The following is a 13,609-nucleotide window of genomic DNA, read 5'->3' on the forward strand; positions in this document are numbered from 1 at the left end:
ACAAGGCTTATGGCTGTCCGATCTTTATGCAATCGGATGCATGGGCTCTCTTTTGAATCTTTATCCATGGATACCCATGCATTCATCGCTGCCGCAGTCACTCTTCACCTGCAGCCGCTCGAGCCTCCGATGAACTGTAAATCCAGGCACTGGCGCTAGGGTGGCCTCCGGTTCCTTCCAGGACCTGGAGAACGCACTCGCTTCGATCACCGTCAAAGACCCTATAGCGTTCCAGCCCTCAGCCCAGCTTGCACGCCAGCAGTTCGATATGCTCCGGCCCGATGCCACAACAGCCGCCGATGTGGCTGGCACCGCGTTGCCGCCAGTCGGCGGCCCATTGCAGATAACCCGGCGGGTCGAGGTCCTCGCGCAACTCGTCGAGTCCATCGTTGGCCTTGGCGTCCTTGGGTTGTGGCGGGAAAGCGTTGGCGTAGGCACCAATATCGATTTTCACGCCCCGGCGTTCGAAGGTCTGTCGCGCCTGGTCGATCGCAGCCCCGATCACTTCAGGCTGGCTGCAATTGAACAGCAGTACCTGCACATCGAGTTCTGCCGCAGCCTCGGCGGCGGCGGTAACAGATTCTCCGGAACGCAAGCGTGGGGTTTCATCGGTATCTTCATCCTGCAAGGTGAAAGAAAGCCAGAATGGTCTGCCGTCACGCGGTAGACCCGCACGGATCGCCCTTGTTTCGGCGATCGAACTCTGGGTCTCCGCCAGCCACAGATCGACGTATGGCGCCAGGCCCGCTACCAGCGGAGCCAGGATATCCTGGGCGCGTGCAGCGTCGAACAGATCCGGGCGGTAGGAACCGAACAGCGGCGGCAGTGAGCCTGCCACCTGCACTTGTTGCGGGCCGGCGTCCGCCGCATGGCGTGCGAGCCTGCCGGCGGCCTCGGCCAATTTCCGGCCCTCGGCGGCAAAGCGTGCGTCACCTATATGGAAGGGCACCACCGCGTAGCTGTTGCTGGTGATTACTTGCGCGCCTGCTTCGATATAGGCACGGTGGACCGCCTCGACCTGCTCTGGCGCTTCGGTCAACGCCAGTGCCGACCATTCAGGCTGGCGAAAAGGTGCACCTCGACGCTGCAGTTCACGGCCCATGCCGCCATCGAGGATCAGGGGCGATGCTTTACTCATAATATCTTCCATTTATAAGATTATGAAAATAATGTATTACCACACTAATGCTTATAACTATTTAATAGCCAACCTGTTCCATATGACAAGTTTTCGTTTTTAACAGGAGAATCCGGTGAAACTTCACCTGCTACTGGCCGCTGGCGTGGCTTTTCTGACTGCTTCAACCCAGGTGTTGGCAGGCGCCACGCTGGATCGTATCGAGCAGAAGAAGGAATTGGTCGGCGTATTGATGGAGAGTTATCCACCGTTCTCCTTCCTGAATGAAGAGAACCAACTGGATGGTTTCGACGTTGATGTGGCCAAGGCCGTCGCCGACAGGCTTGGCGTCAGGCTGCGCCTGGAAACCCCGTCCTGGGATGTGATCGCCGCAGGCCGCTGGGGTGGCCGCTACGACATCTGTATCTGTTCGATGACACCGAGCAAGGCGCGCGCCGAAGTGTTCAGCTTTCCGGTCGAGTACTACGCTTCGCCGGCGGTCATCGTGGTCAACGCCGAGGACCAGCGTATCCATTCGGCCAGGGATCTCAGCGGCAAGAAGGTCGGCTTGACCAGCGCCTCCAGCTACGAAAGCTACCTGCAAAAGAACCTGGTGATCGAAGGCGCGGAAGACACGCCACTGGAATATCCCTTCGATAATGTGCAGATCGCGCCCTACGACACCGACAACGTCGCCTTCCATGATCTCGCCCTGGGAGCGGGTGTGCGCCTGGATGCCATCCTCACCAACCTGGTGACTGCACAGCCGCGACTCGCCCAGGACCAGCGTTTCAAACTGGCTGGCGAACCTCTTTACGCCGAGCCCAACTCGGTGGCTATCGAAAAAGGCGATGCCGAGTGGGAAGCACGGGTGCGTGAAGTCTTTGCCGAGCTGAAACGCGACGGTACCCTGAGCGGGCTCTCGCAGAAATGGATTGGCGCCGATATCAGCAGCAGATGAGTAGTGGGCAACGGCCATTGGGGTTTCATATACGCCTGTACCTGACCTGGGCGGTGATGTTCGGCCTGTGTGTGGCGTTCTTCCTGAACTTCGACTTGAAGTTCTCGATCATCCTCGACAAGTTGCCCAACCTGCTGGGGCTGAGCCTGTCGCCCAATGGTTTCCTGCAGGGAGCCGCGCTGACGCTGTTCCTCTGTGTCTGTTCGATCTTCGCCTCACTGGCATTGGGTTTCGCGGCAGCCCTGGCACGGCTGTCCAGCAGTGCGGTGGCGTTCGGTATCGCGACCTTCTATGCGTCGTTCTTCCGCGGCACGCCCTTGCTGATCCAGATCCTGTTGATCTACCTCGGGCTGCCGCAACTGGGTGTGGTGCCAGGCGCGATCACCGCCGGCATCATCGCCCTGTCGCTGAACTACGGGGCATACCTCAGTGAAATCTTCCGCGCCGGCATTATCGGCGTTCCCCATGGGCAGCATCAGGCATCCCTGGCATTGGGCCTGCAACCAGCCACGATCTTCTGGCACATCACCCTGCCCCAGGCGATGCGTACCATCCTGCCACCGGCCACCAACCAGTTCATCTCGATGCTCAAGGACTCTTCACTGATATCGGTGATGGGGGTCTGGGAGGTGATGTTCCTGGCCCAGTCCTACGGGCGCTCCTCCTATCGCTACATCGAAATGCTGACCACTGCGGCGGTGATCTACTGGGTACTGTCGATCGGGCTGGAGCTGATCCAGGCCCGCCTGGAACGCCATTACGGTAAAGGCTATATCCGTTAGCTTCACTGCTGTGACATTGGCTTCATGAACGTCATTTCACTTGCCGATGCAGAAGCTGGAGAAAATCCGCCCCAGCAGATCATCCGAACTGAAGGCACCGGTGATTTCCCCCAGGGCCTGCTGGGCCAGGCGCAGGTCTTCGGCGAGCAGTTCGCCGGCGCCGGCACGGGTCAGTTGCGCATGGCCATGCTCGAGATGGCTGGCTGCCTGGCGCAGGGCATCGAGGTGGCGGCGGCGGGCGCTGAAGCCGCTTTCCGCGGTCTGCTGGTAGCCCATGCACTGCTTGAGGTGCTCGCGCAGCAGCTCGATGCCTTCCCCGGAGCGGGCGCAAAGGCTGATGGTGGCTTGCCCCTGTGGCGCCTGCTGCAAACCTGCCGGCTCTCCGGAAAGATCGCACTTGTTGCGGACCAGGGTGACCCTGGCCGGGTCGGGCCGGAGATCCGGGAACTCTTCCCACAGCGCGTCCTTGTCCGCGCCCGTAGCGGCGCTGGCATCGATCACCAGCAGGATGCGGTCGGCCTGCTGGATGGCCTGCAGGGCACGCTGTACGCCGATCCGCTCCACCTGGTCGCTGGTATCGCGCAGGCCCGCCGTGTCGATGACGTGCAGGGGCATGCCGTCGATGTGGATATGTTCGCGCAACACGTCCCGGGTGGTGCCGGCGATATCGGTGACGATGGCGGTTTCCCGCCCGGCCAGGGCATTCAGCAGGCTGGACTTGCCGGCATTCGGCCGGCCGGCGATCACCACGTTCATACCGTCGCGCAGCAGGGCGCCCTGGCCGGCTTCGCGTTGTACGCCGGCCAGTGACGCGCGTACCGCGTTCAACTGTTGCAGGACATGGCCATCGGCGAGGAAGTCGATTTCCTCCTCGGGAAAGTCGATAGCCGCCTCGACATGGATGCGCAGGCGTATCAATTCTTCCGTCAACCCATGCACGCGGCGGGAAAACTCCCCCTGCAGCGAGCGCACCGCATTCAGCGCGGCCTGGGCCGAACTGGCTTCGATCAGGTCGGCAATGGCTTCCGCCTGGGCCAGGTCCAGTTTGTCGTTGAGAAAGGCACGCTCGCTGAACTCGCCGGGGCGGGCCAGCCGTGCGCCCAGCTCGATGCAGCGCTGCAGCAGCATGTCCAGCACCACCGGGCCGCCATGCCCTTGCAGTTCCAGTACGTCCTCGCCGGTGAACGAGTGCGGCCCCGGGAAGAACAGCATCAGGCCTTCGTCGATCACATCGCCTTCATTGGAATGGAAAGGACCGTAATGGGCATGCCGCGCCAAGGGTTCGCGGCCGGTCAGGGTGATGGCGATCGACCTGGCGCGAGCGCCCGATACCCGCACGATCCCCACGCCACCGCGCCCGGGAGCCGTGGCGATGGCGGCGATGCTTTCGGTATTTGTGGGCATGAGGTTCCCCCTGATAGCAAGACGCCCCTGGAAAGGGGCGTCTTGTGGCTGTCGATGACCTTCGCGGTCTCAGGCTGCTTTACTGGCCCGTTCGATCTTGCGGGTAATGTACCACTGCTGGGCGATGGACAGGATGTTGTTGACCACCCAGTACAGCACCAGGCCCGCCGGGAACCACAGGAAGAAGAAGGTGAAGATGATCGGCAGCAGCTTCATCACACGTGCCTGCATCGGGTCCGGCGGTGTCGGGTTGAGTTGCTGCTGGATGAACATGCTGGCACCCATGATGATCGGCAGGATGAAGAACGGATCCTTGATCGACAGGTCGGTTATCCACAGCAGCCAGGGCGCCTGGCGCATCTCGACACTTTCCAGTAGTACCCAGTAGAGCGCCAGGAACACCGGCATCTGCACCAGGATCGGCAGGCAGCCGCCGAGCGGGTTGATCTTTTCCTTCTTGTACAGCTCCATCATCGCCTGGGACATTTTCTGCCGGTCATCGCCGAACTGTTCCTTGAGCGCCTGCATTTTCGGCGCAACGGCGCGCATGCGCGCCATCGACTTGTAGCTGGCGGCGGACAGCGGGAAGAAAATCAGCTTGATGATCACGGTCAGGGCAATGATCGACCAGCCCCAGTTGCCGAGCAGGCCATGGATCACTTCCAGCAGCCAGAAGATCGGCTGGGCGAGGAACCACAGCATGCCGTAGTCGACGGTCAGGCGCAGGCCTTCGGCCAGCGATTCGAGCTTGTCCTGGATTTTAGGGCCGGCATACAGCTTGGCGCCGGTTTCCCCCTGGGCGCCTGCGGCGACGCTGACGGCCGGGCCGGTGAAGCCGATGATGTAGTTGCCCTGGCTGTCCTTGCGCGTCTGCACCTGGTGGGTATCGCTGGCCGTGGGGATCCAGGCGGTGACGAAATAGTGCTGCAGCCAGGCGACCCAGCCGCCTTGCACGCTTTCCTTGAGCCAGGCGTTCGGGTTGCCTTCGCGGCGCTTCTCATCCTGTTTGTCGATATCCTTCATCGACACTTTCTTGTAGGGCTCTTCCGCCGTCCACAAGGCCGCGCCCAGGTAGGTGGCGGTACCGGTGGCAGTGCTGGAGGATGGGTCGCCGCTGTTGTCGCGCTTGAGCTGGCCGAACAGATAGCCGGTCCAGACCTTGTCGCTGCGGTTGTCGATCAGGTAGCGCACATCCAGGGCGTATTCGCCGCGCTCGAACACGAAGCGCTTAGTGTAGTCGACACCCTCGGCACTGTAGGTCAGGTCGACCACCAGTTGTTGCTGTCCATCGTCCAGGGCGTAATGGCTCTGGGCGCTGCTGTAGAGCGGGCGGCCACTGGCCTGGTCCGGCCCGTCGCCGATCAGCCCGCTCTGGGCTTCGTAGGTCCGCTCGGCGCTGCGCTCGAACAGCTGGAAGGGCACATCGGGGCGATCCTGGCGGCGCGGATACTGGGGCAGGCGCAGGTCGACGATGTCGCCGCCACGGGGGTCGATGGCCAGGTCCAGTACGTCGGTGGTTACCCGGATCAGTGCGCCAGAGCCTGCGTTCGAACCGCTGGCCAGGTCGTCGGCCCCGGGTTGCCCGGCCACCGTGGGCAGGTCGCTCTGTTGCGGGGTGTTCGCAACAGGCGTTTCAGGCAGGGAATTGTCCGTGTCGGCTGGACGCAGCTGTGTCGTTTCCGCAGGCAATGCAGCCTGGCCGTAATCCTGGTTCCACTGCAGAACCATCAGGTAGGCAACGACTGCCAGGGCTACGAGCAGAATCGAGCGTTTGATATCCATGGTTACTCGGCCATCGAAGATGAATTGGAAGTTTTATGAGAAGGCACTGGATCGTAGCCGCCCGGATGCCATGGATGACAACGCGCGAGCCGGCGTACGCTCAACCAGCCACCACGGATGACGCCATGCGTCTCGATGGCCTCATAGGCATAACAGGAACAGCTGGGATAGAAACGACAATGGCTGGCCATCATCGGACTGATAGCGTACTGGTAGATCCTGATGGGGATGAGAGCCAGTCTGCGCATGGGGGGTCAATCTTCAGGATTCGCGGATCGATCACGTGACAAGCGCTTCCAGAACTTGTTGAACTGTCGAGCCAACTCGAGGTTGTCCATATCGGCCAATCCCTTGCGCGCGATGATCACCACGTCCCAACCGACCAGGCCAGTCTGTTGCAGGCGGAAGGTTTCACGTATCTGCCGTTTGATTCTGTTGCGTTCAACCGAGAGCTTGACGCTCTTCTTGCCGATGACCAACCCCAGACGGGATTGCTGCAGATCGTTCCTGCGAGCCAGCAACAGGACATTTCTGCCCGGCAGTTTGGCGGAAGGGGAGTCGAAGACTGCTTTGAATTGGCTTGGGGTCAGTAGACGCCTGTCCCGACCGAAGTCCCGACTCACCACCTGTTCCGCAGTGATCAGACGGTCAGACGCTTGCGGCCTTTGGCACGACGACGGGACAGGACGGCGCGGCCATTCTTGGTAGCCATGCGGGCACGGAAGCCGTGGGTGCGAGCGCGCTTGATGGTGCTGGGTTGGAAAGTGCGTTTCATGATGCGTTTACCTGGTAATCCACTGCGGGCCGGAATGGCCTGCGCTTAAAGAGACCGGCGATTGTAGAGAAGCTGTCGGGTCAGGTCAATTTCCAACCAGCCTTATGTGCATCTTCTTCCTTGCCAGCGATCGAGTCGAGAGGCACAGGTAGATATGAATAGAAAGAAAGCATTTTAAATCTTTTCTGATACTGCTGTTATATATGGTCAGCCGACTATCTGTGGATAAACCCCTAAATCCCTTGTGGTACAAGGACTACAGAGAATGGGAACCCGGTTGGAAAGCCGTGCTCCGCTGGTGGATTCGCTTGGGAAAAGCTGGGGATGGAATGCGATTTTACCCACAGGGGCTTTACCGGGTCGTTTCTACACAGGCTTTTGCAGAGCCTTCAGGGTAACTTATCAACAAGGCTTAGACGGCTATCCGCAAGGGTAGGCGGCGATCTTTTTCATCGCTCACAGGAAAATGTCTCGTCGAGACGCCCCTGCCTCCTGGGATTTGTGGATAACCGTGCCGGGCACGGATACAATGTCGGTCGTTTTCAGGCCAGGCCCAGAGTCGATAGGAGCGTCCGTGTCGGTGGAACTTTGGCAGCAATGCGTAGAAATCCTGCGCGACGAGCTGCCGGCTCAACAATTCAACACATGGATTCGTCCTCTGCAGGTCGAGGGTGGTGCCGATGAGCTGCGCGTCTATGCGCCCAATCGCTTCGTGCTCGACTGGGTCAACGAGAAATACCTGACCCGTCTGCTCGAGCTGCTGTCGGAACGCGGTGATGGTGGCATGGCTCCCGCGCTTTCGTTGCTGATAGGCAGCAAACGGGCCGCAGGCAGTGTTCAGGCGCCCAGGGCGCAGGTACCCGTTGCTCCTGTCGCGATGAGTGCACCAGCTAATGTCGTCGCCTCCGCCAGCGTGCGAGAGGAGCCTTCTACGATGGCTGCCGCTCCCAGGGCCGCTGCCGAGCGCTCGGTACAGGTGGAAGGTGGGCTCAAGCACACCAGCTATCTGAACAGAACCTTTACCTTCGAGAATTTCGTCGAGGGCAAGTCGAACCAACTGGCACGCGCCGCGGCCTGGCAGGTGGCCGATAATCCCAAGCATGGCTATAACCCGCTGTTCCTTTATGGCGGCGTCGGCCTGGGCAAGACTCACCTGATGCATGCGGTGGGCAACCACCTGTTGAAGAAGAACCCCAATGCCAAGGTGGTCTACCTGCATTCGGAGCGCTTCGTCGCCGACATGGTCAAGGCGCTGCAACTCAATGCCATCAACGAGTTCAAGCGTTTCTACCGCTCGGTGGACGCACTGCTGATCGACGATATCCAGTTCTTCGCCAAGAAGGAGCGCTCCCAGGAGGAGTTCTTCCATACTTTCAATGCGCTGCTCGAGGGTGGGCAACAGGTGATTCTCACCAGCGATCGCTATCCCAAGGAGATCGATGGCCTGGAAGAACGCCTCAAGTCGCGCTTCGGCTGGGGCCTGACAGTGGCGGTGGAACCGCCGGAGCTGGAAACCAGGGTCGCGATTCTGATGAAGAAGGCCGACCAGGCGAAGATCGAACTGCCCCATGATGCCGCCTTCTTCATTGCCCAGCGTATCCGTTCCAATGTCCGCGAGCTGGAGGGCGCGCTCAAGCGGGTGATCGCCCATTCCCACTTCATGGGGCGCGATATCACCATTGAGCTGATTCGCGAGTCGCTCAAGGATCTGCTGGCATTGCAGGACAAACTGGTCAGCATCGACAATATCCAGCGTACGGTCGCCGAGTACTACAAGATCAAGATCGCCGATCTGTTGTCCAAGCGTCGCTCGCGCTCGGTGGCCCGGCCGCGTCAGGTGGCGATGGCGCTGTCGAAAGAACTGACCAATCACAGTCTTCCGGAGATAGGCGACGCCTTTGGCGGCCGGGACCACACGACGGTCTTGCATGCTTGTCGTAAAATCGCCGAACTTCGTGAAACAGATGCGGATATTCGGGAAGACTACAAGAATTTGCTACGTACACTGACAACTTGAATAGAGCACCCATTTAACAGGCAAGGGATCAGACCATGCATTTCACCATTCAGCGCGAAGCCTTGTTGAAACCTCTGCAACTGGTTGCCGGTGTCGTCGAACGCCGGCAGACCCTGCCGGTTCTTTCCAATGTACTGCTGGTCGTGGAGGGGCAACAGCTGTCCCTGACCGGCACCGATCTGGAAGTGGAACTGGTCGGGCGCGTGTCCCTGGAGGACGCTGCCGAACCGGGTGAGATCACGGTACCCGCGCGCAAACTGATGGATATCTGCAAAAGCCTGCCGAACGATGCCGTCATCAACGTTCGCCTGGATGAGCAGAAGATCATCATCAAATCCGGCCGTAGCCGCTTTACCTTGTCGACCCTGCCTGCCAACGACTTCCCGACCGTGGAGGAAGGCCCGGGCTCGCTGAATTTCAGCGTTCCCCAGCACAAGCTGCGCAGGATCATCGAAGGTAGCAGCTTCGCCATGGCGCAGCAGGATGTTCGCTACTACCTGAACGGCATGCTGATCGAGGTATCCAGCGGCCTGTTGCGCGCCGTCGCCACCGATGGTCATCGCCTGGCCATGTGTTCAATGCAGGCCGAAGGTATCGAACAGGTTGAGAAACACCAGGTCATCGTGCCGCGCAAGGGGATCCTCGAACTGGCGCGCCTGCTCACCGATCAGGATGCCGAGGTCGGTATCGTGCTGGGTCAGCATCATATCCGCGCTACCACCGGAGAGTTCACCTTCACCTCCAAGCTGGTGGACGGCAAGTTTCCCGATTACGAGCGTGTGCTGCCGCGTGGTGGCGACAAACTGGTGGTCGGTGACCGTCAGGCGCTGCGTGAAGCCTTCAGCCGTACGGCGATTCTTTCCAACGAGAAATACCGTGGCATCCGCCTGCAACTGGAAAACGGCTTGCTGAAGATCCAGGCGAACAACCCGGAGCAGGAAGAGGCCGAGGAGGAAGTGGCGGTCGACTATGCCGGTGCCTCGTTGGAAATCGGTTTCAACGTCAGCTATCTGCTGGACGTGCTGGGTGTGATCAACAGCGAACAGGTTCGCCTGCTGCTTTCCGATTCCAACAGCAGTGCACTGGTCCAGGAGTTCGATAACGACAACTCGGCTTACGTCGTCATGCCGATGCGCCTGTAACCGTTCTGCATGGCGCTCAGCCGTCTGTCCGTCACCGGTTTGCGTAATCTGCAACCGGTGACGTTGACTCCCTCTCCCCGCATCAACATCCTCTACGGCGACAATGGCAGCGGCAAGACCAGCCTGCTGGAAGCCATCTACCTGCTGGGCATGGCCCGCTCCTTTCGCAGCCACAAGCTGACGCCGGTGATCACCCATGAGCAACCATCCTGTACGGTATTCGGCCAGGTAGGGCATTGCGCGCTCGGTATTTCCCGCGATCGCTCCGGCGATGTACGTATCAGGATAGATGGCAACAACGTCCGCTCGGCTGCCGAGCTGGCCGAAACCCTGCCGCTGCAATTGATCAATCCTGACAGCTTCCGCTTGCTGGAAGGTTCGCCGAAGTTGCGCCGGCAGTTCCTCGATTGGGGTGTGTTCCACGTGGAACCTCGTTTCATCAAGGCTTGGCAACGCATGCAGCAGGCCTTGCGGCAAAGGAACTCGTGGCTGCGTCATGGTACACTTGACGCTGCTTCGCAATTGGCCTGGGATCATGAGTTGACCCTGGCCAGCGATGAAATGGATAAGTACCGCAGGGCTTATATCCAGGCACTGAAGCCGGTTTTCGAGCAGGTGCTGAAGGCGTTGCTCGAGCTCGACGAGCTGGCCCTGAGTTACTACCGGGGCTGGGACAGGGAGCGCCCACTGGCTGAAGTGCTGACGGCCTCCTTCGAGCGCGACCGGGCACTCGGTCATACCCAGGCCGGGCCTCAGCGCGCCGATTTGCGTTTGCGTCTCGGCAACCATAATGCCGTGGATATATTGTCGCGAGGACAGCAGAAACTGGTGGTCTGTGCCTTGAGAATCGCGCAGGGCCATTTGGTCAGTGCGTCACGCCGCAGCCAGTGCGTCTATCTCGTGGATGACCTGCCGTCGGAACTGGATGAACAGCATCGGCGGGCACTATGCTCGTTGCTCGAGCAGCTTGAATGTCAGGTTTTCATAACCTGCGTTGATTCAAAAGTATTGCAGGAAGGCTGGCTGGAAGATACGCCAGTCTCAATGTTTCACGTGGAACATGGAAATATCCTCCAGGTCCACGACCCCTTGGGAGCGAAGGCATGAGCGAAGTTCACACGTACGATTCCTCCAGTATCAAGGTCCTCAAGGGACTGGATGCCGTACGCAAACGCCCCGGTATGTACATCGGTGATACCGATGATGGTTCGGGCCTGCATCACATGGTGTTCGAAGTCGTCGACAACTCGATCGACGAGGCACTGGCCGGCCATTGCAACGATATCAGCATCACCATCCATACCGACGAATCGATCACCGTTCGTGATAACGGTCGTGGCATTCCGGTGGATATCCACAAGGAGGAGGGGGTTTCCGCTGCCGAAGTGATCATGACCGTGCTGCACGCCGGGGGGAAGTTCGACGATAACTCCTACAAGGTTTCCGGTGGCCTGCACGGTGTGGGGGTTTCCGTGGTGAATGCCCTGTCTTCCGAGCTGCAACTGACCATTCGCCGTGAAGGCAAGGTGTGGGAGCAGGTCTATGAACATGGTGTGCCCAGGGAGCCCCTTGCTCCGGTCGGTGATACCGACAGTTCCGGCACGCAGATCCACTTCAAGCCTTCGCCCGCGACCTTCGCCAATATCCATTTCAGTTGGGACATCCTGGCCAAGCGCCTGCGCGAATTGTCATTCCTCAATTCCGGCGTGGGTATCCTGCTGCGTGACGAGCGTACGGCCAAGGAGGAGTTGTTCAAGTACGAAGGTGGTCTGCGTGCGTTCGTGGAATACCTGAATACCAACAAGACCACCGTCAATAACGTGTTCCACTTCAATGTGCAGCGTGACGATGGTGTGGGCGTCGAAGTCGCTCTGCAGTGGAACGACAGCTTCAACGAGAATCTGCTGTGTTTCACCAACAATATTCCGCAGCGCGATGGCGGTACGCACCTGGCAGGGTTCCGCTCGGCATTGACCCGCAACCTCAACAACTATATCGAGCAGGAAGGCCTGGCCAAGAAGCACAAGGTCGCGACTACCGGTGACGATGCCCGTGAAGGCCTGACCGCGATCATCTCGGTCAAGGTGCCGGACCCGAAGTTCAGCTCGCAGACCAAGGACAAGCTGGTTTCCTCCGAGGTGAAGACCGCCGTGGAACAGGAAATGGGCAAGTACTTCGCCGACTTTCTGCTGGAGAACCCCAACGAAGCCAAGGCTGTGGTCGGCAAGATGATCGACGCGGCAAGGGCCCGTGAAGCGGCGCGCAAGGCGCGTGAAATGACCCGGCGCAAGGGTGCCCTGGATATCGCCGGTCTGCCCGGCAAACTGGCCGATTGCCAGGAAAAAGACCCGGCGTTGTCCGAACTCTACATAGTGGAAGGGGACTCGGCGGGCGGCTCTGCCAAGCAGGGGCGCAACCGCAAGACCCAGGCGATCCTGCCGCTCAAGGGCAAGATCCTCAATGTCGAGAAGGCGCGTTTCGACAAGATGCTGTCTTCCCAGGAGGTCGGCACCCTGATCACTGCACTGGGCTGCGGGATCGGGCGCGAGGAATACAACATCGAGAAGTTGCGTTACCACAACATCATCATCATGACCGATGCCGATGTGGACGGTTCGCACATCCGTACCCTGCTGCTGACCTTCTTCTTCCGGCAGATGCCGGAGCTGATCGAGCGTGGCTACGTCTATATCGCCCAGCCACCGCTGTACAAGGTCAAGAAGGGCAAGCAGGAGCAGTACATCAAGGACGACGAGGCCATGGAGGAGTACATGACCTCGTCGGCCCTCGAGGATGCCAGCCTGCATGTCAACGAAAGCGCTCCCGGCCTGTCGGGCGCGGCCCTGGAGAAGCTGGTCAATGATTACCGTGCGGTGATCAAGACGCTGCAGCGCCTGTCGCGGCTCTATCCGCAGGATATCACCGAGCATTTCCTCTATCTGCCCGGGGTGCCGGTCGAGCAACTGGCACAGCGCGAGGCCATGCAGGGCTGGCTCGAACAGCTCGATGTCCGTCTGAAAACCTCGGAAAAGTCCGGCCTCAGCTACAAGGTGAGTCTACGTGAGGATACCGAGCGGCATATCTGGTTACCGGTGGTGGAGTTGATCTCCCATGGGGTTTCCAACTACGTCACCTTCAACCGGGATTTCTTTGCCAGTAACGACTACCGTACGGTGGTGCGCCTGGGCGAGGCCCTGAACAACCTGCTGGAAGAGAATGCCTACGTCCAGCGTGGCGAGCGCAAGAAGCCGGTCAGGACCTTCAAGGAGGCCCTGGACTGGCTGATGAATGAAAGCACCAAGCGCCACACCATCCAGCGCTACAAGGGCTTGGGCGAGATGAACCCGGAACAGTTGTGGGAAACCACCATGGATCCGGAGGTGCGCCGGATGCTCAAGGTGACCATCGAGGATGCCATTGGTGCCGACCAGATCTTCAATACCCTGATGGGCGATGCAGTCGAGCCTCGACGTGATTTCATCGAGGCCAACGCTTTGGCGGTATCCAACCTGGATTTCTGATAATGCATCCTGGTCCTGGGTGCCAAATCCCGGACCGGCGTATTGCACGGATGGGGCATTGCCGAAAGGCAATGCCCCATTCGTCCTTTCAGCACACCGGATTGTCGA

Annotated in this window: 12 protein-coding genes; 6 read left to right on the top strand and 6 right to left on the bottom strand. The window is 59.7% G+C overall.

Translation table 11 applies throughout. The annotated features are described in order from the left end of the window. Positions 1–238 precede the first annotated feature (238 nt). Complete coding sequence (locus tag DNJ95_RS15550) at positions 239–1,138, bottom strand: homocysteine S-methyltransferase family protein (RefSeq protein WP_131185644.1); 900 nt, start codon at positions 1,136–1,138, stop codon at positions 239–241. A 115-nt stretch (positions 1,139–1,253) separates the two neighbouring features. Between DNJ95_RS15550 and DNJ95_RS15555 the strand changes: the two genes are divergently transcribed. Together DNJ95_RS15555 and DNJ95_RS15560 are read left to right on the top strand one after the other, a co-directional pair. After that, positions 1,254–2,078, top strand: coding sequence for an ABC transporter substrate-binding protein (locus DNJ95_RS15555; protein ID WP_131185645.1), 825 nt, complete (start codon positions 1,254–1,256; stop codon positions 2,076–2,078). Further along, entirely contained in the window at positions 2,075–2,860 is a 786-nt protein-coding gene (locus DNJ95_RS15560) for an amino acid ABC transporter permease (RefSeq protein WP_242671890.1), read from the top strand. Before DNJ95_RS15555 ends, DNJ95_RS15560 begins: the two co-directional genes overlap by 4 nt. A 36-nt stretch (positions 2,861–2,896) precedes the next feature. Here DNJ95_RS15560 and mnmE read toward each other — a convergent pair whose 3' ends face one another. From mnmE to rpmH, 5 genes are all read right to left on the bottom strand, one after another. Beyond that, positions 2,897–4,264, bottom strand: coding sequence for a tRNA uridine-5-carboxymethylaminomethyl(34) synthesis GTPase MnmE (gene mnmE, locus DNJ95_RS15565; RefSeq protein WP_131185647.1), 1,368 nt, complete (start codon positions 4,262–4,264; stop codon positions 2,897–2,899). A gap of 69 nt (positions 4,265–4,333) precedes the next feature. Then, positions 4,334–6,046, bottom strand: a complete 1,713-nt coding sequence (gene yidC, locus DNJ95_RS15570) for a membrane protein insertase YidC (protein ID WP_131185648.1) — start codon at positions 6,044–6,046, stop codon at positions 4,334–4,336. Between the two features lie 2 nt (positions 6,047–6,048). Then, on the bottom strand, positions 6,049–6,294 hold the full coding sequence (gene yidD / locus DNJ95_RS15575; protein WP_131185649.1) for a membrane protein insertion efficiency factor YidD: 246 nt from the start codon (positions 6,292–6,294) through the stop codon (positions 6,049–6,051). 6 nt (positions 6,295–6,300) lie between these two features. Beyond that, entirely contained in the window at positions 6,301–6,669 is a 369-nt protein-coding gene (gene rnpA / locus DNJ95_RS15580; protein ID WP_131185650.1) for a ribonuclease P protein component, read from the bottom strand. 17 nt (positions 6,670–6,686) lie between these two features. Beyond that, positions 6,687–6,821: a 50S ribosomal protein L34 gene (gene rpmH, locus DNJ95_RS15585; protein WP_003246698.1), complete on the bottom strand. Its 135-nt coding sequence runs from the start codon at positions 6,819–6,821 to the stop codon at positions 6,687–6,689. Between the two features lie 574 nt (positions 6,822–7,395). Here rpmH and dnaA point away from each other — a divergent pair. From dnaA to gyrB, 4 genes are read left to right on the top strand one after another with little or no spacing between them, the layout of a single operon-like run. Then, the gene (gene dnaA, locus DNJ95_RS15590) at positions 7,396–8,838 is read left to right on the top strand and encodes a chromosomal replication initiator protein DnaA (RefSeq protein ID WP_131185651.1); all 1,443 of its coding nucleotides are present in this window, start codon (positions 7,396–7,398) and stop codon (positions 8,836–8,838) included. A 35-nt stretch (positions 8,839–8,873) separates the two neighbouring features. Beyond that, complete coding sequence (gene dnaN, locus DNJ95_RS15595) at positions 8,874–9,980, top strand: DNA polymerase III subunit beta (RefSeq protein WP_131185652.1); 1,107 nt, start codon at positions 8,874–8,876, stop codon at positions 9,978–9,980. Positions 9,981–9,989: 9 nt separating this feature from the next. Continuing rightward, positions 9,990–11,087 (top strand): DNA replication/repair protein RecF, encoded by a 1,098-nt coding sequence (gene recF / locus DNJ95_RS15600; RefSeq protein WP_131185653.1) that lies wholly within the window; start codon positions 9,990–9,992, stop codon positions 11,085–11,087. Continuing rightward, positions 11,084–13,501, top strand: a complete 2,418-nt coding sequence (gyrB, locus tag DNJ95_RS15605; protein ID WP_131185654.1) for a DNA topoisomerase (ATP-hydrolyzing) subunit B — start codon at positions 11,084–11,086, stop codon at positions 13,499–13,501. The genes recF and gyrB overlap by 4 nt, the downstream gene beginning before the upstream one ends. Positions 13,502–13,609 lie beyond the last annotated feature (108 nt).

Origin of the sequence: Stutzerimonas kirkiae, assembly GCF_004327335.1 — a bacterium.
Lineage (GTDB): Bacteria > Pseudomonadota > Gammaproteobacteria > Pseudomonadales > Pseudomonadaceae > Stutzerimonas > Stutzerimonas kirkiae.

What these genes read in the sequence shown, in the direction of transcription:
- mnmE (WP_131185647.1), bottom strand. Translation starts at nt 4,264, where the DNA reads ATGCCCACAAATACCGAAAGCATCGCCGCCATCGCCACGGCTCCCGGG.
- gyrB (WP_131185654.1), top strand. Translation starts at nt 11,084, where the DNA reads ATGAGCGAAGTTCACACGTACGATTCCTCCAGTATCAAGGTCCTCAAG.
- DNJ95_RS15560 (WP_242671890.1), top strand. Translation starts at nt 2,075, where the DNA reads ATGAGTAGTGGGCAACGGCCATTGGGGTTTCATATACGCCTGTACCTG.
- rpmH (WP_003246698.1), bottom strand. Translation starts at nt 6,821, where the DNA reads ATGAAACGCACTTTCCAACCCAGCACCATCAAGCGCGCTCGCACCCAC.
- dnaN (WP_131185652.1), top strand. Translation starts at nt 8,874, where the DNA reads ATGCATTTCACCATTCAGCGCGAAGCCTTGTTGAAACCTCTGCAACTG.
- recF (WP_131185653.1), top strand. Translation starts at nt 9,990, where the DNA reads ATGGCGCTCAGCCGTCTGTCCGTCACCGGTTTGCGTAATCTGCAACCG.
- DNJ95_RS15550 (WP_131185644.1), bottom strand. Translation starts at nt 1,138, where the DNA reads ATGAGTAAAGCATCGCCCCTGATCCTCGATGGCGGCATGGGCCGTGAA.
- yidD (WP_131185649.1), bottom strand. Translation starts at nt 6,294, where the DNA reads ATGCGCAGACTGGCTCTCATCCCCATCAGGATCTACCAGTACGCTATC.
- yidC (WP_131185648.1), bottom strand. Translation starts at nt 6,046, where the DNA reads ATGGATATCAAACGCTCGATTCTGCTCGTAGCCCTGGCAGTCGTTGCC.